We start from the raw sequence: 19058 nt of genomic DNA, 5'->3' as shown, positions 1-19058 counted from the left end.
TTATTGGCCCTCGGTCTTCTTGATCACGTAGCCCACGGTCAGCAGCGCGTCCGACAGGGCGGTGCGGATGCTCGACCGGGTGGAAACGGTGCCGACATCAATGCCAAGCTGCACCATGGTCTGAGCGATCATCGGGCTGATGCCGCTGATGATGCACTCGGCACCCATCAGACGCACGGCAGCGGCGGCGCGCAGCAGGTGTTGTGCCACCTGCGTGTCGACGGTGCCGACGCCGGTGATGTCCATGATGACCACTTCGGCCTGCCGTTCCAGAATGGTTTGCAGCAGATTCTCCATCACCTCTTGGGCGCGGGCGGAATCCAGCGTGCCGATCAGCGGCAGGGTCAAAACACGGTCCCAAAGCTCGACCACGGGGGTCGACAGTTCCAGCATCTCTTGGCGTTGACGATCAATGATCTGCTCACGCTCAAGAATGAAAATCTCGTTGGTGTAGATGGCAAAGGCATCGACCAGACGGGTGACCAGCATCACGTCGCGGATCAATACGCCGTGTTCGCTGTCTTGCATCGCTTCGAGCCGTTTGAACAGCGGCGCTTTCAACGCCAACACAAAGGTCGCCATCTCGGTTGGGGTCACGCCGCGGTTGACACGTTCACGGCTAACATCGGCCAGAACGGCGCGCAGATCGTCCCATTGGGTATCATCGAAATCGAAATCTTCGCCCGAGATGCCATCGCGCACACCTTTGGAAAAGGCTTTGAGCAATTCGCGGTTCTGGTTCCGGCTCTCCGCATCGGAGAACAGGTCAGAACGTTTCACGCCCTCTTTGACCTGCGTTCCCAGCCACTCCTCGATGATACCTTTGAAATCGGTGTCGAGAACAGTCAGAATATTGGCCGTAGCAGATTGCGGCATCTTGAACCCCAGTGTTTATTTCACCCCCCATAGGCCAATCGTGGGGCCAAGTGTCAATAGGACGCAGGGATTTTGATCGGCGGCAAAGCGCCATCGGGGGCGCGCCATGTGATTGACTATGACCGCTTTTCGCGTGCCGCGGCGGGGGTGGGGCAGGCCATCGACGTTGGGTCTTCGCTTACGAGTTTGGAGGTGGAGGTGATTGGAGCGCTAGGGGCCCACGGCTCCACCATAAAGGGGTAGCCCCCGTCGCATCGCCCACCCGCAGGCAGGCGATGACTGTCTCTTAGTCGCGGGTGGCGGCTTATGCCGCCTCGCCGGGATGCCGTGGGACCAGCGCGCGGACCAGATCACGCATATGCAACACGCCGACCTGTTTGCCCTCGCGCATGACGCGGTAGTTGTTGGTCGTATCCCCTCCAGAAACCGCGATGATGCTTTCCAGCGTGTCGTCGAAATCGACCTCACCGGCCACATCTGCAGGCGGCACCTCGGTCTTCTCCATGACCGACCGTACCCGCAGCACCCGCGCGCGGTTGATGTCGCTGACGAAGGCTTCGATGTAGGGATCATTGGGGTTCAGCAGGATATGCTGTGGCTCGCCCTGCTGGACGATGAACCCGTCTTTGAGGATCACCAGATGGTCCGCCAGTTTTAGCGCCTCGTCCAGATCGTGGGTGATGAAGATCACGGTCTTATGCAGCTCTTCTTGCAACTCGATCAGCAGATCCTGCATGTCGGTCCGGATCAGCGGGTCGAGCGCGGAGAACGCCTCGTCCATCAGCATCACGTCAGAGTTCGACGTGAGCGCGCGGGCGATGCCCACACGCTGCTGCATCCCGCCAGATAGCTGCGCGGGATACTGCTCTCCTTGCCCCTCCAGCCCGACGCGGTTCAGCCATTTGGTGGCCTCAGCCGCGTATTTGCTGCGGTTCTTGCCTTCGATCTCCCAGCTGAGCCCGGTGTTTTCCAACACCGTGCGATGCGGCAGCAGGGCGAACTTTTGGAACACCATCGACATCTTGTGCTTGCGCATCTCGCGCAGGCGACGCTCGTTGTAGTCGAGGATGTTCTCGCCGTTCATGATCACTTCGCCCGAGGTGGGGTCAATGAGGCGGTTGAGGTGCCGGATCAGGGTCGATTTGCCCGAACCCGACAGCCCCATGATCACCGTGGTCTTGCCCGCAGGCATGTCCACGTTGATGTTGTTAAGACCCAGCACATGGCCGGTCTCGGCCTGAAGGTCGGTCTTGCTCATGCCGCCGCGCACCTTCTCCAGCGCGCCCTGCGGGTCATCGCCGAAGATTTTATAGAGGTTGCGGACGGAAATCTTGATATCGTCTGTCATGTCTGGCCTCACTTCTGCGCCGCGTTGATCCGCGCAAGCGCGGCTTTGGTGACCCGGTCGAGGATGATCGCAAGCAGCACGATCCCCAGACCCGACAGGAGGCCCACGCCCAATTCAAGGCTCCGAATGCCGCGCAGCACCAGCACGCCCAGACCGGGGGCCGAAACCAGCGAGGCGATAACGACCATGGCGAGGCTCATCATGATGGTCTGGTTCACACCGGCCATGATGTTGGGCAGCGCCAGCGGGATCTGCACCTTGTAAAGCTTTTGACGGTTGGTCATGCCAAAGGCGTCGGCGGCCTCGATCACGTCTTTGTCGACCAGACGGATGCCAAGGTCGGTCAGACGCACCACCGGCACGATGGCGTAAAGGATGATCGCGATGCCGTAGAGCTTGGGCTCGGTCACCGAAAAGAGGAAGATCAGCGGGATCAGGTAGACGAAGGGCGGCAGGGTTTGCAGCATGTCCAGCACCGGGATCATCGTGCGCTGCACACGGTCACTGCGCGACATGGCGATGCCGATGGGCACGCCCAAAAGCACACATATAAAGGCGCAGACAAAGATGATCGCCAGCGTCTGCATGGTGTGTTCGTAAAAGTCGATAAAGGCGAGGAAGCCAAAGACCAGCGCCACCAGACCCACCAGTTTCAGCGAGCGGCCCACGGCAAAGGTGATCGCCATCAAAAGCGGGATCATGATGAACCATGGTACCGCCTGCATGATCCAAAGCGCATTCTCTAGCGCCCAGCTCAGCGGTTGGGTCAGCGGATCGACAACGACTTTGAGACTGTCCTTGATGGCGAGGAAGCCCTCTTCCAGCCCTTGGGTCAGATCACGCGACTGTGGGATCGCGTTGCAACTGTCATGCAGCGCATCGAGCGAAGGGAAGGGGGCGTCCCAAAGCGTCGTATCGGCATCGCCGCCCGCTTGGCCCATGAGATCGGCCATGGAGCTAAGCCCACCGCCTTGGTCATCGCCGCACCAGCCGCGCAGGCCGAGCGAGTCAAAGAAGTTATCGTAGGTCGCCATCTGTCGCTTTCCCGGTCTGCATCAGACCGTTTACTTTTGGGGAGGGGGCCGGTGCGCCGCGCGGTCTGCGCGGCGTCGGCTGCCCCATGCAGAGGCGGCAAATCAAACCCATGTCCTTGCAAAGAAACTGCGCAGTCGGCGGGGGCCAAGGCGCAGTCGGTGTGAAAAGACGTAAGTCTTGCCGCCCGTTCTGAAACAAACGGGCGGGAAACCCAAATGAGTTCCCCGCCCGCCGTTTTGTCACTCTGTCTTACTGCTCAAGCAGCTTGGACAGGTTGCCACGGGCGTCTTCGCTCAGCCAATCGGCCCAGACGTCCTTGTTGTTCTGCAAGAAGTAAACAGCCGCTTCTTCATTCGAAGCGTTGCTTTCGCCCTGCCATGCCAGCAGCTTGCTCATCTCTTCGGTCTTGAAGGAGACGTTGCCGATGAATTCCGCGATCTCAGGATTGTTGTCGTGGAAATCCTTGGTCATCACAGTCAGAACCGGCGCCGTCGGGAAGGCCGAAGGCTTGGGCTCTGGGTTTTCGGCGTTCTGGTTGGCGCTGTGCGCGGCCTCGTCAAATTCGCCCAGATCGACGCTGGTCATGTCGTATTTGCCCAGCGGCGTGGTTGGGGCCCAATAGTAGCCGAACCATGGCTCTTTGCTTTCATAGGCCGACGCCATCGAGGTCACCATCGTCTCACCCGAGCCGTGGTCAAAAACTTCGATGCCATTGCCTTCGAGGTCATAGGCGCGGGCGAGGTTGTCGCTCACGATGCGGCAGCCCCAGCCATCGGGACAGTTGTTGAACATGCCGCCGACCAGTTCGGGGTTTTCCAAGATGCCTTCGATGGTGGCAAGCTCGGGATGCTCATCCACAAGATAGGTCGGCACCCACCAGCCTTCGACACCACCGGGATCAAGCACGGAAGTCAGCTCAACAATCTTGCCGTCCGCTTTCAGCTTTTTGTAAGCGTCACCGGCGGAGTTCGGCCACAGTTCGGGCACGATGTCCGGCTCGTTGTTCTCGGACAGCGATGTCACGGCGGGCGTGGTGTCCGACGGTACCACGGTCACATCGCAGGAATAGCCCTGAACCAGCAGGAATTCGGTCACGGCGGTGACGATCTGTGCCGAGGCCCAGTTCATTTCCGCGATCGAGACTTCGCCGCAGTCCTGAGCGGCGGCAGCCATGGGGGTCGCGACGGCGAAAACCGTGCCAAGCAAATAGCGTTTCATAGTGATATCTCCTCTAGTGTATCCGCAGTTCCACGCAGGCGCGCACCGCTGATCTTTGTCCCTTTGCATCAAGAAGAAGCCGGTCGCGCGATAGGGCGCGGCAGCTTTCGATGGCCGGGTTTGCTGGAGATAAGAAAACAAATCGCGCGTCCCTGTGCAACACGATTGCCGAGAGGATGACGCAAGTTCGGGCACCGCGCCGGGTGTGGCGCGGTGCGGTTATGACCGGTGCCCCCCTGCAGGACGCCATATAATTAAGGCCCGCCGCGACCCTTCAAGCGGGGCGCGGGTGGGGCTGTTCAGCGGCGGGAAAAACTTTCCATGTCGCGGATATGCTGGGGGATGTCTTTGCGGTTCAGGCCAATATCCTGCAGCAGACGGTCATCCATCGCGTTCAGCGTCGACAGCGTGCGGTTGCGCTCCCAACGGCGCGCGGTGTCGCGCAGGGCACGCCGCAGCATGGCGACAAGGGCCAGACCCTCGGCGTTGGCGACTTGACCGATGGTGCCGTTAAAGGCGGTTCCGGGCATCCCGGCGATCTGGTTGGTGTTCTTCAGCAGGCGGAAATGCATGGCATGCTCCATATCAGAAAGGTCGTAAAAGGAAGGATCCGCAAAAGACGACGGTCAGTGCCAAGAGGCCGGGCCGGGTCGGTTGTGTGGGTCTCATCCCGAGTGTGATCCGGAAAGTCAGTTGGAACCCCGATGGTCCGAACAGGCGGATCGGCCTGTCCGACCGGGGTTACCGGCGGTTCAGCAGCGTGCCCGGTTTGCGCGGGCGCCTCTTATGAACGGCATACATCAACATGCGGCGCATTTGGTCTACCCGAGCGGCCATTGCAATAGGGTGAAATGGGGGGTGCGACACCCTGCCGCAGGGGCGGGGCGCAGAGTGCACTATGGCTGGGGTTTGCGCGCCATCGGCGCGGTGTCGTTTGTGGACTTTGAAATGTCGTTTTGAGGGTCGGATTTGGCGCATTTTGGCGCGGATGTTCGGGGGGAGGTAAGCGGCTAGTGAGGTATACGTTCGAGACCAGCAGCCGCCTTTGCGCGATTAAGTCTGCCGCAAAGAGGCGATAGGCCGCTTCTTATAGGCCCACCTCGCCGCGCCGGTTGCGGTTCCGATGTGTTTCCGGCGAAATGCCTTGCATGAGCTTCTGAATCCCCCTGCAGGTGCGCGACTGATTCGGCGGGAATAAGGCGCTCTACCAGTGGCTTTGTCACCAGTTCCGCAGGTTTTCGGGCCATTGGTTCCAGCTTGTGAACAAGCAATCAAAAAGAATGACGAAAACAAGGCGGCACAGATGCGGCGCATTTGCGGCAACATTGTCTCTCACCGCGAAACAATCTTGACCGGGGGTGAAAGGGCGCGGCCGCATTTTGGCGTTAATTTTCCTTAATCCTATGGCGAATCGCGATTTCGGCGAGGAATGCCAGGGAAACAATCGCCGCCATGAGATCGGCTAAACCACCTGAATTGCGGCAAAACTTCATTTGGTTCCGGCAATTTTCAAACATTTTTTCCTTTGTCCATTCGTATAGGAGGGCTATCCCTTTAGGTGCCCAACTGGGGGGCAAAGAAGTCTGTAGGTCACGGGGGCGGCCGCATTAAGCGCATCACGGATGCGGGAGATGTGGGTACGCCGCAAGTTAGCGCCGTAAGCACAACATACCGGGGAGGTGTTCTTCTCGGTTTGTGGGCCTCGTACAGGCTCTTCCCTTCGTTGCTGCAAGTATGCAGGCCGCCTGATCTGGATTTCAGCCAGCGGGGCGCGTGTGAATGGAGGGAGAGACGACATGAGACATAAGCGACAGGTCCTGCCACTGGCCTTCTGCGGGGCAAGAATTGCCCGGTTCGATCGCTCTGCCGTTCGGCGCTCCATACATCAGATTGAAACAGCATCTACTTCCAAGACGGCCGCGTTGCGCGCCGCGTGCAACACCGCTCAGGAGATTTCACAATGATTAGAACACTTGATTTCAACGCGTTCAGCGCAGGCACCATCATTGACGATGAATATGCAGCTCTGGGCGTTACGGTTTCGGCCAGCGGCGGAGCCGGCGATGCGATGATCTTTGACAGCAGCAACCCGACAGGTGGCGACAGCGATCTGGCCTCCGACACGCTTGAAGGTCTGCTGATCGTCTCTGAAGACGGCGATCAAAGCGACCCGGACGACAACGCCGGCGGCGGCAGCCTGTTCTTTGATTTCGATGACATGGTGCGCATGAAGGGCGTCACCTTCAAAGACATCGAAGAGACCAGCGGCGAGGGCACCCGTGTCATCTTTTACGATGACAATGGCGACGTGATCCAGAACCACTACGTTCAGCCCACCGGCGACGGCGGCGAACGGTTCGTTCAGTTCAACATTGACGGCGTGTCGCGCTTTGAAGTGCGGTTCGAAGGCTCCGGCGCGATCGACAATGTGATCTTCGACGACGACAAGCCAGAGGGCGGCGGCAACGATGCGCCCGTGGCCGAAGACGATGTGCTTGAGATCGACGAAGACACCTCCGGCACCGTTGACGTGCTGGGCAATGACAGCGACAGCGATGGCGACACGCTGACCGTCACCATGGCAACCTGCCCTGCGGGGCCTGTGGTCATCAACGACGATGGCACGCTGACCTTCACGCCCGATGCGGATTTCAACGGCGACACAACCATCACCTACACCGTGGACGACGGCAATGGCGGCACCGACACCGGCACCGTGAATGTCACCGTGAACCCGGTAAACGATGCGCCCGAGGCCAATGACGACACGGCCAGCACCACCGGCACCGAAGCGGTCGTGATCCCGGTTCTGGACAACGACACCGATGTGGATGGCGACACGTTGAGCGTTGCAGATGCCTCCAGCGACGATGGCACCGTGACCATCAACGACGATGGCACCATCACTTTTGTTGCCGATGACGGTTTCACCGGCGACGCGACGATCACCTATACCGTGTCCGACCCCGACGGTTTGACCGACGAAGGCACCGTGACTGTCACCGTGGGTGACGGCGATCCGACCCGCGACGGCTATGTTGACGGCACCGCAGGCGATGACATGATCGACACCGCCTATACCGGCGACCCCGATGGCGACATGATCGACAACGACGACGCGATCCTGCCCGGTGCCGAAGGCGATGACGACTATGTCCGCGCAGGTGACGGTGACGACACCATTCTGGCAGGCGACGGCGATGACATCGTCGAAGCCGGTGCGGGCTCTGACGTGGTCGACGGCGGTGACGGTGACGACATGATCACCACCGGCAACGACGATATCGCGCCTGATTTGGGCTACCCGGAAAGCGACAGCGACAGCTTGAGCTTTGACCCCGATGCCGATCCCGAGAACGACCGCGACTCCGTCGATGGCGGCGCGGGCAATGACACCATCTCGACCGGCGACGACCGTGACACCATCACCGGCGGCACGGGCGATGATGTGATCGACGCGGGCATCGACGACGATTGGGTTGATGGCGGCGACGGCGATGACCGTATCGTCGGCGGCGAGGGCAACGACAGCATCCTTGGTGGCGCTGGCAATGACACGATCTTTGCCGGCAATGATCCCGACCTCGGCCTTGATGTGCTCGACATCCCCGACGAAGATGATGCGTCCAACCCCTTCACCCCCGACCGTGTTACGGACAACGGGAGGGATACGGTCGACGGTGGTTCGGGCAATGACGTGATCTATGGCGCCGATGACGCCGACATGCTGCGCGGCGGTTCTGGCGATGACTATATCGACGGTCAGATCGACGATGACATCATCGAAGGCAACACCGGCAATGACACGCTGCTTGGCGGTCAAGGCGACGACAGTATCTCGGGCGGTCAGGGCAATGATGAGCTTGACGGCGGCACCGGCGATGACACGCTACGCGGCAACCGTGACGATGACCTGCTGGTCGGCGGCGAAGGCGATGACCTGCTCGACGGTGGCGGCGAGAATGACACGCTGATGGGCGGCGAGGGCGACGACACGCTGCAAGGCGGTCAGGGCGACGATCTGCTCGACGGTGGTGCGGGTGTCGACGTGATGACCGGCGGTGCCGATCAGGACAGCTTCGTCAACGTAAACGCAGGCGATGATGTCGACGGTGGCAGCGCTGGCATGGACTTTGACACGCTCGATCTGCGCGGCTCGGCCCCTGAGGGTGGTCGCTTCGAGATCACCTATACATCGGACGACCGCGAAGACGGTTTCGTCGACTACTTCAACGAAGACGGCAGCGATGCCGGGCGTTTGAACTTTGTCGAGATCGAAAATGTCATCCCCTGTTTCACACCGGGCACCAAGATCGCCACACCGCGTGGTGAGGTCCGTGTGGAGGCGCTTGAGGTCGGTGACCGGGTCATCACCCGCGACAACGGCATCCAAACGATCCGTTGGGTCGGCGCACGTGAGATGACGGGGGCCGAATTCGAAATGGCCGCCCATCTCAAGCCGGTGCTGATCCGCAAGGGCGCGCTTGGCAATGCACTGCCAGAGCGTGACATGATGGTCAGCCCCAACCACCGCGTGTTGGTCGCCAACGAGAAAACGGCGCTCTACTTCGAAGAGCGTGAAGTGCTGGTTGCGGCGAAACACCTGACCGGCATGGAGGGCATCGACGTGGTCGAGGTCTCTGGCACCACCTACATCCACGTGATGTTCGACCGCCATGAGGTGATCCTGTCGGATGGCACATGGACCGAGAGCTTCCAGCCTGGTGACATGTCGCTGGCCGGTATCGGCGAAGAGCAACGCAACGAGATCCTTGAGCTCTTCCCTGAGCTTGCGACAAAGGACGGCATCGAAGGCTACACCGCCGCCCGCCGGTCGCTGAAAAAGCACGAGGCCAGCTTGCTGGTGAAATAATCCCGTAAGGGCGGGACGCGATGCAGCTTGGAAACGGGGCGGGTGACCGCCCTGTTTTCTTTAGTGGGGCTATTCCTGCGGCTTTCGCCACGCGGCCCAATCTTCGGGCGTGTCGAGGTCGAGCCGCGCGCGTTGACCGGGCAGGGGCACCATCTGCACCCGCGCGCCTGCGCCACACACCACCGCACGGCCCCCATCATCGCCGCTCAGCTGTTTGAGTTGGTCAAACAGCGCGGCGGCAAAGATGATCGGATGCCCCGGCCTGCCATCCTCTGTCGCGGCGCGCCAGATCAACGTCTCACTGCTAAGATCAACCGAAGCCGCAAGGCGGGCCAGATCGCTGGGCTCAAGGTCGGGCATGTCGGCCAACATCACCATGGCCGCCGCCGTGTCCGGGGGCAGGGCCGCAAAGGCGCGGCGCAGGCTGGCGCCCATGCCCTCGGACGCATCGGGAATGGGAAGCGGCGTGATATCCAGCCCGGTCACGGCCGAGTAGCGCGGATGCGGCGCGGGCGGCAGGGCGACCATCACGGGGCCGACGCTTTGCGCCACCCGCGTCTGACGGCGCAACAGGGGCTGGCCGTCCACGTCTTCCATCAATTTGTCGCGCCCCCGCATCCGGGAAGAGGCTCCGGCAGCGAGGAGGATCACAGGCAGAGAGGCTTTTGTCATAGCGCCAGACTACCGGGCGCAGCGCGCGGGGATAAGGGCTTTCTTGCACCTTGCCACGGGCCAGATATCAGCGCCGCCAAAGGTTGCAAATTCCTGCTAAACCACCGTTGGCAGGGCGCTTTTTCGTGCTACCCTTGCCCCATGAACATCAAAGACCTGATCCCGCACACACTGTTTCGCAAAGCCCGCGAATATTCTCGTAAACTTTGGGTGCGGGTGGTCGTCATGGGGCTGTTGGCCTTTGTCGCCCTCGGGATGACGCAGCTGTTTGAGCCCTTGGTGCCCAAGGAGGTCGCCACACGTTTGACGGGCGAGGCGGCGGATCGGCTTTTGCAGATCATCGCGGATGCGATGCTTGCGGTTACGATCTTTTCGATCACCATCATGGTCACGGTCTACCGCTCTACCTCGGCCCAATTCACGCCGCGGGCGCATCGGCTGATCATTCAGGACCGGACCACCCAGAACACCCTTGCCGTTTTCATCGGGGCCTATGTGTATGCTTTGGTGGCGATCATCATGCGCGAGTTGGGCATCTATGTCGACGAACGCTCTTTCGTATTGTTCCTGACCACGGTGATGGTGCTGGCGATCATCGTGATCTTTCTGATCCGTTGGGTGCTTCACCTGCAAAGTTTCGGTAGCCTGATCGACACCACGCGCCAAATCGAAGCCGTAACCACATCGCTGTTCAAGGAGCGGCTAAAGACCCCCTGCATGGGCGGCCACCCTCTGACCGGCCCCACCCCTGACAACGCCCGCCCGATCTTTGCCCCCGAAAGCGGCTATATCAAACATATCTACCCCGAGGCGCTGGACCAGCAGGCGCGCGATCATGGGGTGGCGATCTATCTTACCCGCCGCATTGGCGATTTCGTTTTTGTCGGAGAGCCTTTGGTCATGGTCACCCAGCAGGGCAGCCCGCAGGACGACGAGCACGACTGGGACAGCCTTGAGCAAAAGGTTTTCGACACCGTGCAACTGGGCGATCTGCGCACCTTTGACCAAGACCCGCGTTTTGGCCTGCGGGTGCTGGGAGAGGTCGCCTCCAAAGCGCTGTCGCCGGGGATCAACGATGGTGGCACGGCGATTGATGTCATCACCCGCATCGGGCGCATCCTGTCATATTATTCGGACGAGGCGAAGCCGGGCGGCAAGGTCAACCTGCCCAACCTGCATATCGCGCCGATCCCGTCGGATGCGCTGATCGAAGATGGCTTTGGCGCGCTGGCCCGGGATGGGGCCTCGGTCGTTGAGGTGCAGATGGCCTTGCAAGAGGTGCTGGCCGGGCTGATGCACCACCCTGACCCCGGCCTTGCCGCCTCGGCCCGGGACGCGGCAGAGAACCACCTGCGCCGCGCTTTCGAAGAGGTGCCCTTTGGCCCCGACCGGGCGCGGATCTGGGCCGCCGCATGCAAAGAGGTGCGCGCGGCGGTGGAGACACCGGACTAAGCGGAGGTCAGAGGGGGCGGATTTTTAGCTGCGTGATGCGGTTTCCGTCCCGTTCCATCACTTCGAACCGGAAGTTGTGGAAAGAGAACACCTGCCCCACGGTTGGGATCATCTGCGCTTCGTGGATCACCAGCCCGGCCACGGTATTGGCCTCGTCATCGGGCAGGGACCAGTCGGTGGCCCGGTTAAGATCGCGGATCGTCATGGCCCCTTCAACCATCAGATGCCCGTCCTCGGATTGTTTGAGCGGGTGATCTGCGTCGGGGTCGAATTCGTCTGTAATCTCGCCCACGATCTCTTCGAGGATGTCTTCGAGCGTGATCAGCCCTTGCAGTGAGCCATATTCATCCACCACCAGCGCAAAATGCGTGCGGCGGCGCAGGAACTGGCGCATCTGTTCATCGAGGGTAGAGGTTTCGGGCACGAAATAGGGTTTCATCACCACATCGGCCACGTTGAACCCCTTGAGCGCCGCCGCATTGCCGTTGGGGCCGCCGATCAGCTTGTACATGGCGCGCAGCAGGTCCTTGGCGTGGATCACGCCGATGATGTTTTCCGGATCATCGCGGAAGACGGGCAGGCGGGTGTGGTTGGATTGCAGGCATTTTTCCATGATGTCGGTCGGGTCGGATGCCGCATCGATCATCTCGATCCCCGAACGGTGAAGCATGACCTCTTCCACCGCGCGTTCGCGCAGGTCGAGCGCGCCCAAGATACGGTCGCGGTCTTCCTTTTCGACAACGCCTTCGGAATGGCCAAGTTGCAAGGCGCCGGCGATCTCTTCGCGGACGGCCAGAATGTTGCTGTCCGGGTCAATCTGAACGCCGAACAGCCGCAGCACGCCGCGCACGAAATAGCGCACCGCCGTCACCACCGGCGAGAAGACAAGCACCACGATGCTGATCGGGCGCGAGACCAGCGCCGCCGCCGTTTCGGCATTGGTGATGGCATAGGTCTTGGGCAGCACTTCTGAGAAGACAAGCACCAGAAGTGTCATCACCAGCGTCGCCAGCGCCACGCCGCTTTCGCCGAAAAGCCGGGTGAACAGCGCCGTCGCCATGGAGGCGGCAAGGATGTTGACCAAGTTGTTGCCCAGAAGGACCGAGCCGATCAGCCGCTCGTTATCCTCGGTGATTTTGAGCGCCCGTATCGCCCCGCTTGCCCCTTTGTCGGCCTGCGCGCGCAGCTTCCCGCGCGAGGCGGCGGTCAGTGCTGTTTCGGACCCCGAAAAGAAGCCCGACAGGACGAGGAGAAACAGGATAATTCCGGTACTGATCCAGAATGCGGTGTCAAAAAGGGCGGGGCCCGTTTCCATGAGGTCTAAATCCATCCATTATGTGTTGCGAATGTTATGGGCGCAGGGGCTGCGTCATTCAAGGGTCGCAACGGGTGAGGGTGGTGTGATGCAGGCGAAAATCAACTGTGCAGAGCTCGGGGTTCTGGACGGGCCGCTGCTGTTGTTCGGCGGGCCCTATTCCAACCTTCAGGCGGTAGCAGCGCTGGCGGGTTTTGCCGCCGCGCACGGCATCGGCGGGGATCAGATGATCTGCACCGGGGATATCGTCGCCTACTGCGGGGCACCAAGCGAAAGCGTGGCGGCGATCCGGGCGCTTGGCTCTGCCGTGGTGGCGGGCAATTGTGAGTTGCAACTGGCCGGCGGGGCCGAGGATTGCGGCTGCGGCTTCGCGCCGGGCAGCAGTTGCGACATGCTTTCGGGCGCGTGGTACGCCCATGCCGCAAGCCAGTTGGACGCGGAGGCGAAGACGTGGATGGGGTCACTGCCGGATGTGGCCGTGTTTCAGCATCAGGGGCAGCGCTACGGGGTGATCCACGGCGGGGTGTGCGATGTGGCGCGGTTCATCTGGTCAGAGAGTGCAGAGGCGGTGTTTGAGGGGGAGTGGTGCGCCTTGGAAGAGGTCACAGGCCCCGTCGATCACATCATCGCCGGGCATTCCGGTCTGCCCTTTATCCGCAAGACGGCGCGCGGGCGCTGGATCAATGCAGGGGTGATCGGCATGCCGCCTCACGACGGTGGCCAGCAAACGCGGGTGGCCGTGTTGGACGGGGGCGAAGTGCGGTTTCGCCGGCTTAGCTATGATGTGGCAGGGGCCGTGGCCGACATGACAAAGGCCGGTCTGCCGCGCGCCTATGCTGACGCGCTGCAAAGCGGTTACTGGCCGTCGGAAGACGTGCTGCCACCGGGGTTGCGCGTGCCGTCCTTGGCCAGAGGGTGACGCTCTAGCACGAGGTCCGACAGGCGCTCTTCCAGAACATGGGTATAGATCTCGGTCGTGGCGACATCGGCGTGGCCCAGCATGGTCTGGATCGCGCGCAGGTCCGCGCCATTGGCCAGCAGATGCGTGGCAAAGGCATGGCGCAGGGTGTGCGGCGTCACCTTTTCAGGGGGCACGCCCCCGGTCACGGCAAATTCCTTGATCAGCAGATAGAACCGATGCCGCGTCAGGTGGCCCGTTGCCCCGCGCGACGGGAAGAGATGCCGTGCGGGCGGTTTGCCCTTGGCTTGGGCCGCTTCATCCGCCTTATCGCGCACCACCAGCCATGCGGCCAGCGCGTCCCGCGCAGGCTCTGACAGGGGCACCAGCCGCTCGCGGCCCCCCTTGCCCGAAATTAGCAGCAGGCGCGGATCGCCGCGCGCGGCGCTGACCGGCAGGCTGACCAATTCGCTGACCCGCATGCCAGTGGCATAGAGCAGTTCCATCAGGCAGGTGTTGCGCAGCTGGTCTGCCAGCGCCCGGCCAGAGTTGCGCGCGGCATCCAGAAGCCGGTCGACTTCTTCTTCAGAGAGAATCTTGGGCAGACGTTTGTCTTGCCCCGGTCCGGCGATTTGCACGGCGGGATTGTCTTCGCGCAGCCCTTCCTCAAAGGCAAAGCGGTAGAGCTGTTTGATCGCCGAAAGCCGCCGCGCGCGGGTGGATTTGGCCAGCCCTTGGGCATCGCAATAGACAAGGTAATCCTCAACCTCGCCGCGGCTGGCGGTGAGGAAATCGTGATTGCGCTGCGCCAGAAAGGAATCGAAATCCTTGAGGTCGCGGCCATAGGCCAGCTGCGTATTGGTGGCGGCACCCTGTTCGGCGGCGGCGGCCTCCAGAAAGCTGGAGATCCAATGGAAGGTCGGGGTCTGGGACATCATCATTGCTGGAGCAATACAATCTGCAAGGCGGCACGTCGGGCGGTGTCTTCCAACCCGAGGGCGCGCAGGGTGGCTAGGGCGTCGCGGAGCGCCGATGTGTCACCACTCGCCCCGTCATGCAAGAGCGACAATAGGCGCAAAATCGCCATGCCCAATTCCTTGTCCCTCGCCAGCGCCATCAGGTCGGCGCGCGGGGTGGGATTGGCGAAAGCATCGTGAACAGCAGCGGCCAAGGGCGCATCCGGGGCGGGGCCTTCGGGGGCATCGCCAACCGCTACGGCGCGCAGCAATTCGTCTTCGGGGGACTTGCCGATCACCCGCGCCGCGGCGGCCTCGTAATTGGGCGACAGCAGCGCCACATCCCGCGCCAGACGCGCGGCATGGCCCGCAAGCGGCATGGTCGAGAGGGGTTCGGCAAAGAGCGTGGCAAAGGCCACTTCGAGAGAGGCCTCGCGCATCGCTTCCCATGCTGGCGGCAGGGTCTTGGCCACCGCCTCTGCGCTGCTGGTGCGCAGGGCTGTCTCAAAGCGTTGCAGCGCCGCGACACGGTCCCAGACGCCCCCCGATGCAGCGGGCTGGCGGTCTGTGTACAGCCCCAGCAGCAGGTTGTCGGGCAGGGCGCCCGCGCGGGTCAGACGCTCGGCGGCCTCAAGCTGGGCTTTCCATCCGGCGATGTCGCGCAGATCGGCCACCGCATAGGCGCGCGGCAGGATGTTGGAGGGCAGCGGCTCACCAATGGTTTCAAACAGGCGAAAGGTCATCGGGTCCATCTGGCGCGGCACGCGCAGCGGTTCGGCCCCTTCGTAGAAATCCGGGTTGAGGAAACGGTCAAAGAGTTCAAGCTGCGCCTCTGGCAACAGGCCGAGCGCCTGCGCCGAGCCAAAGGTCAGAGCCGCGTTTTCCCAATTGCCCGCGCGGGCGTTGCAAAAAATTCGGGTGCCATAGTCATGGGTCAGATGCGGTGATTTCATCAGCCGCTCGCAAACGCGGTGTTCGGTGCCAGTGAGCAGGGAAAGCTGCATCCAAAGGTCGAAATGCGCGGTCGAGGTGGTCACCCCGGCCTGTTCGATCAGCGACAGCGCCGGATCGAGCGCGCCAAGCTCCATCAGTTTTTCGCCCCGTGCCAGCGCCAATAGATCGCCATTGCGCGCCTCGCCCTGCGGGGCCTGCGCCTCGGCCAGAAGCACGGTATAGAGCAGGGCCTGCGCGGCGGGCAAATGCAGGTCGGGCAGGTTGCGAATACGCTCGATCAGGGCAGTGGTATCGCTGCCCATCCAGATGTCCCCACGCAGCCCAGTGACCGAGCCGGGCACCAGCCCGATGCGGCGCGGCGCGCCATCGCCCAGTGGGGTGACCTGCACCGCGGGGGGCAAAGCGTTGTTGGCGACAGGCGGTTCCGCCACCCGGCCCGGATTGGGCGGGCGTTTGGGGCGGTTTTCAGGCGGCGATTGCGCCCCGAGCCAGTCGATCACCGACAGCGGCTGGTCATTGGCAGCGGGGGGCTTTTCCTGTTCCCGGGCCTCTGAGGTTTTGCGCGAATCGCGGCCCAGATTGCGGTCTTCGTCGGATTCGGCCAGCAAGGCGCTGGCACTGACCGAGCAGATCAACGCAGCGCAAAGGGCCAAACCGCGTTTTGACAGCGCGTTTGCCACCCCGCTCAATCCGCTGTCAGCGTGACGGGCTGGCGTGTCTCAATCTGTTCGGGCGAAAAGTCCACGCCAAAGAAGGGCCCGACGTAGGCATAGCCCACCAGCCCGATGAAGCCGACAATCAATAGAAATATCAAAAGCTTAAAAAGTTTACCCATGATTAATGCCTGCCCGGAATTCTGCTATTTTGCCAAACTATATATGGCCTTTCCGGCAAGATCACGTCATTCAGAGAAAAATGAGCGGAATTAAGCACAGCATAACCGATGGCGAAGAAATGCCGCCCCGTTACCGTCTGAACAAGACGGTGGCGCTGGTTGGCATGATGGGGGCGGGCAAGACGGCGGTGGGGCGTGCGGTCTCGGCCAAGCTGGGCGCGCCCTTTCTGGACAGCGATGCCGAGATTGAGGCGGCGGCCAATCTGAGCGTGCCCGAAATCTTTACCCGCGACGGAGAACCGTTCTTTCGCAAACGCGAGACAGAGGTCATCGCCCGGCTGCTGGCAGAGGAACGTTGCATCCTGTCCACCGGCGGCGGGGCGTTTCTGGCCGAGGTAAATCGCGACAATATCGCGGCTTACGGTGTGGCGCTCTGGCTGGATGCGGATCTTGATCTGCTGTGGAACCGGGTGCGCTATAAGGACAGCCGTCCGCTGCTGCGCACGGCTGATCCCAAGGCCACGCTGACCGCGCTCTACCGCGACCGGGTGCCGCTTTACCGGCTGGCGGATCTGTCGGTGCGCTGTGATCCGCGCCTGTCGATTGACGCCATGGCCAATCGGGTGATCGATAAGCTGCTGACAAGGCCGGATGTTTTGGAGAAATTGGATGCGTGAGACGGTATCCGTAGCCCTGCCGGGGCGGGAATATGATGTAATCATCGGGCCGGGGTTGCTGGCCGATGCGGGCGCGCTGATCGCGCCGCTGCTGCGCCGCAAGCGGGTGGCCGTCATCACCGAAAGCCGCGTGGCCGCGTTGCATTTGCAAACGCTGCGGGACGGGTTGGCCGCCGAGGGCATCGCGATGTCGGCGCTGGAACTCGCGCCCGGAGAGGGGACCAAGGACTGGGCCAATCTGCAGCGCTCGGTCGACTGGCTGCTCGACGAACAGGTGGAGCGCGGCGATATCGTCGTGGCCTTTGGCGGCGGGGTGATCGGCGATCTGGTGGGCTTTGCCGCCGCCGTGCTGCGGCGCGGGGTGCGTTTTGTGCAGATCCCCACATCGCTTCTGGCGCAGGTCGACAGTTCGGTGGGTGGCAAGACCGGGATCAACGCAAGCCAAGGCAAGAACCTGATCGGGGCATTCCATCAACCCAGCCTCGTGCTCGCCGATACCGAAGTGCTGGGGACCATGCCGCCCCGCGATTTCCTCGCCGGGTATGGCGAGGTCGTAAAATACGGCCTGCTGGGCGATGCGGATTTCTTTGATTGGCTAGAGGCGCAGGGGCCAGCCCTTGCGGCGGGCGATATGGAAGCTCGGATCGAGGCGGTGCGCCGTTCGGTCCAGATGAAGGCCGATATCGTGGAACGCGACGAGACCGAGCAGGGCGACCGCGCGTTGCTCAACCTCGGCCATACTTTCGGCCATGCGCTTGAGGCGGCGACCGGCTATTCCGACCGTCTGCTGCATGGCGAAGGGGTGGCGATCGGCTGTGCGCTGGCCTTTGAGCTTTCCGCGCGGCAGGGCCTATGCCCGCAGGAAGACCCCAGCCGCCTGCGCGCCCATCTGGCGCAGATGGGCATGAAGACCGACCTGCGCGACATTCCCGGCGACCTGCCAGAGGCCGAAGAGTTGCTGCGCCTGATGGGGCAGGACAAAAAGGTTGTCGATGGCCGGTTGCGTTTCGTTCTGGCGCGCGGCATCGGCCAAGCCTTTGCGGGGGCCGAGGTCGACAATGCCGATGTGCTGGCCCTGCTGCGCGACGCGCTAAGCGCGCGCCAGTGACCCGCGGCGTGCTGGGCCCGGCGGTTTAACTCTGTTCTTTAAGGTGTTGTGGTGCCGAATAAAAAGGGCGGCGCCGCCAAGTCGGATGTTTGAGACAGGCGTCACCCTGCATGTCTGAACGTCTTGACATGGCGCCCGCGTGGAGCGCCTCTGATCCGGTTGCCGAACTGATGAATGCCCGGCGGGTATCGCGATGGGGAGAGGTCTAATCCGGCGCGGTTAAAGACCTGTCACGGCCGCGGTCGCAGAGGGTGGGCAGGGCGCAACGGCGCCCCGCCCGAAATCGCATAGGGTTTAGAACGGGATCTCGTCATCGAGATCACGGCTGCCGCCACCGCCGCCGCCGCCACCACCGCTGCCGCCGCCCGAGGAGGACGGGCCGCTGTCATAGCCGCCGCCGTAGTCATTGCCGCCACCACCGTAGCCGCCACCGCCGCCACCACCGTAGCCGCCGCCACCACCACCGCCGCCGGACCCGGCGCCACCGGGACCGTCGAGCATGGTCAGCGTGCCGCCAAAGCCCTGCAGCACCACTTCGGTGCTATAGCGGTCCGCGCCGGATTGGTCTTGCCATTTGCGGGTTTGCAACTGGCCTTCGATATACACTTTGGAGCCCTTCTTGAGGTACTGCTCGGCGATGCGAACGAGCCCCTCTTGGAAGATCGCCACCGAATGCCATTCGGTCTTCTCGCGGCGCTCACCGGTGTTGCGGTCTTTCCATGTTTCCGAGGTGGCGATGCGCAGGTTGCACACTTTGCCGCCGTTCTGGAACGACCGCACCTCGGGGTCGCGCCCGAGGTTGCCGATAAGGATCACTTTGTTCACTGAGCCGGCCATCTTG

Annotated in this window: 16 protein-coding genes; 5 read left to right on the top strand and 11 right to left on the bottom strand. The window is 62.1% G+C overall.

Going from position 1 to position 19058, the window contains the following annotated elements:
• The 5 genes from B5M07_RS10260 to B5M07_RS10240 form a co-directional block, all read right to left on the bottom strand.
• Window positions 1–876 (bottom strand): STAS domain-containing protein, encoded by an 876-nt coding sequence (locus B5M07_RS10260; protein WP_067627403.1) that lies wholly within the window; start codon window positions 874–876, stop codon window positions 1–3.
• A gap of 304 nt (window positions 877–1180) precedes the next feature.
• On the bottom strand, window positions 1181–2224 hold the full coding sequence (locus B5M07_RS10255) for a quaternary amine ABC transporter ATP-binding protein (RefSeq protein ID WP_067627405.1): 1044 nt from the start codon (window positions 2222–2224) through the stop codon (window positions 1181–1183).
• Window positions 2225–2232: 8 nt separating this feature from the next.
• On the bottom strand, window positions 2233–3258 hold the full coding sequence (locus B5M07_RS10250) for an ABC transporter permease (RefSeq protein WP_120351230.1): 1026 nt from the start codon (window positions 3256–3258) through the stop codon (window positions 2233–2235).
• Window positions 3259–3508: 250 nt separating this feature from the next.
• Window positions 3509–4477 carry an ABC transporter substrate-binding protein gene (locus tag B5M07_RS10245; protein WP_120351229.1) on the bottom strand — a complete coding sequence of 323 codons (969 nt, stop codon included), beginning with the start codon at window positions 4475–4477 and terminating at the stop codon, window positions 3509–3511.
• A 299-nt stretch (window positions 4478–4776) separates the two neighbouring features.
• Window positions 4777–5049 carry a DUF1127 domain-containing protein gene (locus tag B5M07_RS10240; protein WP_067627410.1) on the bottom strand — a complete coding sequence of 91 codons (273 nt, stop codon included), beginning with the start codon at window positions 5047–5049 and terminating at the stop codon, window positions 4777–4779.
• Window positions 5050–6437: 1388 nt separating this feature from the next.
• On the opposite strand from B5M07_RS10240, the gene B5M07_RS10235 reads away from it, so the two are divergent.
• Window positions 6438–9350: a Hint domain-containing protein gene (locus B5M07_RS10235; RefSeq protein ID WP_120351228.1), complete on the top strand. Its 2913-nt coding sequence runs from the start codon at window positions 6438–6440 to the stop codon at window positions 9348–9350.
• A 69-nt stretch (window positions 9351–9419) separates the two neighbouring features.
• On the opposite strand, the gene B5M07_RS10230 is transcribed toward B5M07_RS10235, so the two are convergent.
• Window positions 9420–10022, bottom strand: a complete 603-nt coding sequence (locus B5M07_RS10230) for a nucleotidyltransferase family protein (RefSeq protein ID WP_120351227.1) — start codon at window positions 10020–10022, stop codon at window positions 9420–9422.
• 141 nt (window positions 10023–10163) lie between these two features.
• Between B5M07_RS10230 and B5M07_RS10225 the strand changes: the two genes are divergently transcribed.
• Window positions 10164–11474, top strand: a complete 1311-nt coding sequence (locus B5M07_RS10225; RefSeq protein ID WP_120351226.1) for a DUF2254 domain-containing protein — start codon at window positions 10164–10166, stop codon at window positions 11472–11474.
• Between the two features lie 7 nt (window positions 11475–11481).
• Here B5M07_RS10225 and B5M07_RS10220 read toward each other — a convergent pair whose 3' ends face one another.
• Window positions 11482–12789, bottom strand: a complete 1308-nt coding sequence (locus B5M07_RS10220; protein WP_067623667.1) for an HlyC/CorC family transporter — start codon at window positions 12787–12789, stop codon at window positions 11482–11484.
• A gap of 88 nt (window positions 12790–12877) precedes the next feature.
• Between B5M07_RS10220 and B5M07_RS10215 the strand changes: the two genes are divergently transcribed.
• Window positions 12878–13708 (top strand): metallophosphoesterase family protein, encoded by an 831-nt coding sequence (locus B5M07_RS10215; protein WP_254693915.1) that lies wholly within the window; start codon window positions 12878–12880, stop codon window positions 13706–13708.
• On the opposite strand, the gene B5M07_RS10210 is transcribed toward B5M07_RS10215, so the two are convergent.
• From B5M07_RS10210 to B5M07_RS19445, 3 genes are read right to left on the bottom strand one after another with little or no spacing between them, the layout of a single operon-like run.
• The gene (locus tag B5M07_RS10210) at window positions 13645–14628 is read right to left on the bottom strand and encodes a site-specific tyrosine recombinase XerD (protein ID WP_120351225.1); all 984 of its coding nucleotides are present in this window, start codon (window positions 14626–14628) and stop codon (window positions 13645–13647) included. The genes B5M07_RS10215 and B5M07_RS10210 overlap by 64 nt on opposite strands.
• The gene (locus B5M07_RS10205; RefSeq protein ID WP_368073830.1) at window positions 14625–16277 is read right to left on the bottom strand and encodes a hypothetical protein; all 1653 of its coding nucleotides are present in this window, start codon (window positions 16275–16277) and stop codon (window positions 14625–14627) included. Before B5M07_RS10205 ends, B5M07_RS10210 begins: the two co-directional genes overlap by 4 nt.
• Window positions 16278–16282: 5 nt before the next feature.
• Window positions 16283–16432: a hypothetical protein gene (locus tag B5M07_RS19445; RefSeq protein ID WP_007120408.1), complete on the bottom strand. Its 150-nt coding sequence runs from the start codon at window positions 16430–16432 to the stop codon at window positions 16283–16285.
• 80 nt (window positions 16433–16512) lie between these two features.
• Here B5M07_RS19445 and B5M07_RS10200 point away from each other — a divergent pair, with 80 nt between their 5' ends.
• Window positions 16513–17109, top strand: coding sequence for a shikimate kinase (locus B5M07_RS10200; protein ID WP_120351223.1), 597 nt, complete (start codon window positions 16513–16515; stop codon window positions 17107–17109).
• Window positions 17102–18217 (top strand): 3-dehydroquinate synthase, encoded by a 1116-nt coding sequence (aroB, locus tag B5M07_RS10195; RefSeq protein ID WP_120351222.1) that lies wholly within the window; start codon window positions 17102–17104, stop codon window positions 18215–18217. Before B5M07_RS10200 ends, aroB begins: the two co-directional genes overlap by 8 nt.
• Before the next feature lie 294 nt (window positions 18218–18511).
• Here the strand turns inward: aroB and ssb are convergent, their stop codons facing one another.
• Window positions 18512–19054 (bottom strand): single-stranded DNA-binding protein, encoded by a 543-nt coding sequence (gene ssb / locus B5M07_RS10190; RefSeq protein ID WP_120351221.1) that lies wholly within the window; start codon window positions 19052–19054, stop codon window positions 18512–18514.
• Between the last annotated feature and the right edge of the window lie 4 nt (window positions 19055–19058).

The organism is Sulfitobacter sp. D7 (genome assembly GCF_003611275.1).
Lineage (GTDB): Bacteria > Pseudomonadota > Alphaproteobacteria > Rhodobacterales > Rhodobacteraceae > Sulfitobacter > Sulfitobacter profundi.
Note: the sequence above shows the minus strand (reverse complement) of the source record. Positions and strands in the feature narration are given on the sequence as shown.

Excerpts from the sequence above, each read along its gene's own strand:
- B5M07_RS10260 (WP_067627403.1), bottom strand. The coding sequence starts at position 876 with ATGCCGCAATCTGCTACGGCCAATATTCTGACTGTTCTCGACACCGAT.
- B5M07_RS10255 (WP_067627405.1), bottom strand. The coding sequence starts at position 2,224 with ATGACAGACGATATCAAGATTTCCGTCCGCAACCTCTATAAAATCTTC.
- B5M07_RS10250 (WP_120351230.1), bottom strand. The coding sequence starts at position 3,258 with ATGGCGACCTACGATAACTTCTTTGACTCGCTCGGCCTGCGCGGCTGG.
- B5M07_RS10245 (WP_120351229.1), bottom strand. The coding sequence starts at position 4,477 with ATGAAACGCTATTTGCTTGGCACGGTTTTCGCCGTCGCGACCCCCATG.
- B5M07_RS10240 (WP_067627410.1), bottom strand. The coding sequence starts at position 5,049 with ATGCATTTCCGCCTGCTGAAGAACACCAACCAGATCGCCGGGATGCCC.
- B5M07_RS10235 (WP_120351228.1), top strand. The coding sequence starts at position 6,438 with ATGATTAGAACACTTGATTTCAACGCGTTCAGCGCAGGCACCATCATT.
- B5M07_RS10230 (WP_120351227.1), bottom strand. The coding sequence starts at position 10,022 with ATGACAAAAGCCTCTCTGCCTGTGATCCTCCTCGCTGCCGGAGCCTCT.
- B5M07_RS10225 (WP_120351226.1), top strand. The coding sequence starts at position 10,164 with ATGAACATCAAAGACCTGATCCCGCACACACTGTTTCGCAAAGCCCGC.
- B5M07_RS10220 (WP_067623667.1), bottom strand. The coding sequence starts at position 12,789 with ATGGAAACGGGCCCCGCCCTTTTTGACACCGCATTCTGGATCAGTACC.
- B5M07_RS10215 (WP_254693915.1), top strand. The coding sequence starts at position 12,878 with ATGCAGGCGAAAATCAACTGTGCAGAGCTCGGGGTTCTGGACGGGCCG.
- B5M07_RS10210 (WP_120351225.1), bottom strand. The coding sequence starts at position 14,628 with ATGATGATGTCCCAGACCCCGACCTTCCATTGGATCTCCAGCTTTCTG.
- B5M07_RS19445 (WP_007120408.1), bottom strand. The coding sequence starts at position 16,432 with ATGGGTAAACTTTTTAAGCTTTTGATATTTCTATTGATTGTCGGCTTC.
- B5M07_RS10200 (WP_120351223.1), top strand. The coding sequence starts at position 16,513 with ATGAGCGGAATTAAGCACAGCATAACCGATGGCGAAGAAATGCCGCCC.
- aroB (WP_120351222.1), top strand. The coding sequence starts at position 17,102 with ATGCGTGAGACGGTATCCGTAGCCCTGCCGGGGCGGGAATATGATGTA.
- ssb (WP_120351221.1), bottom strand. The coding sequence starts at position 19,054 with ATGGCCGGCTCAGTGAACAAAGTGATCCTTATCGGCAACCTCGGGCGC.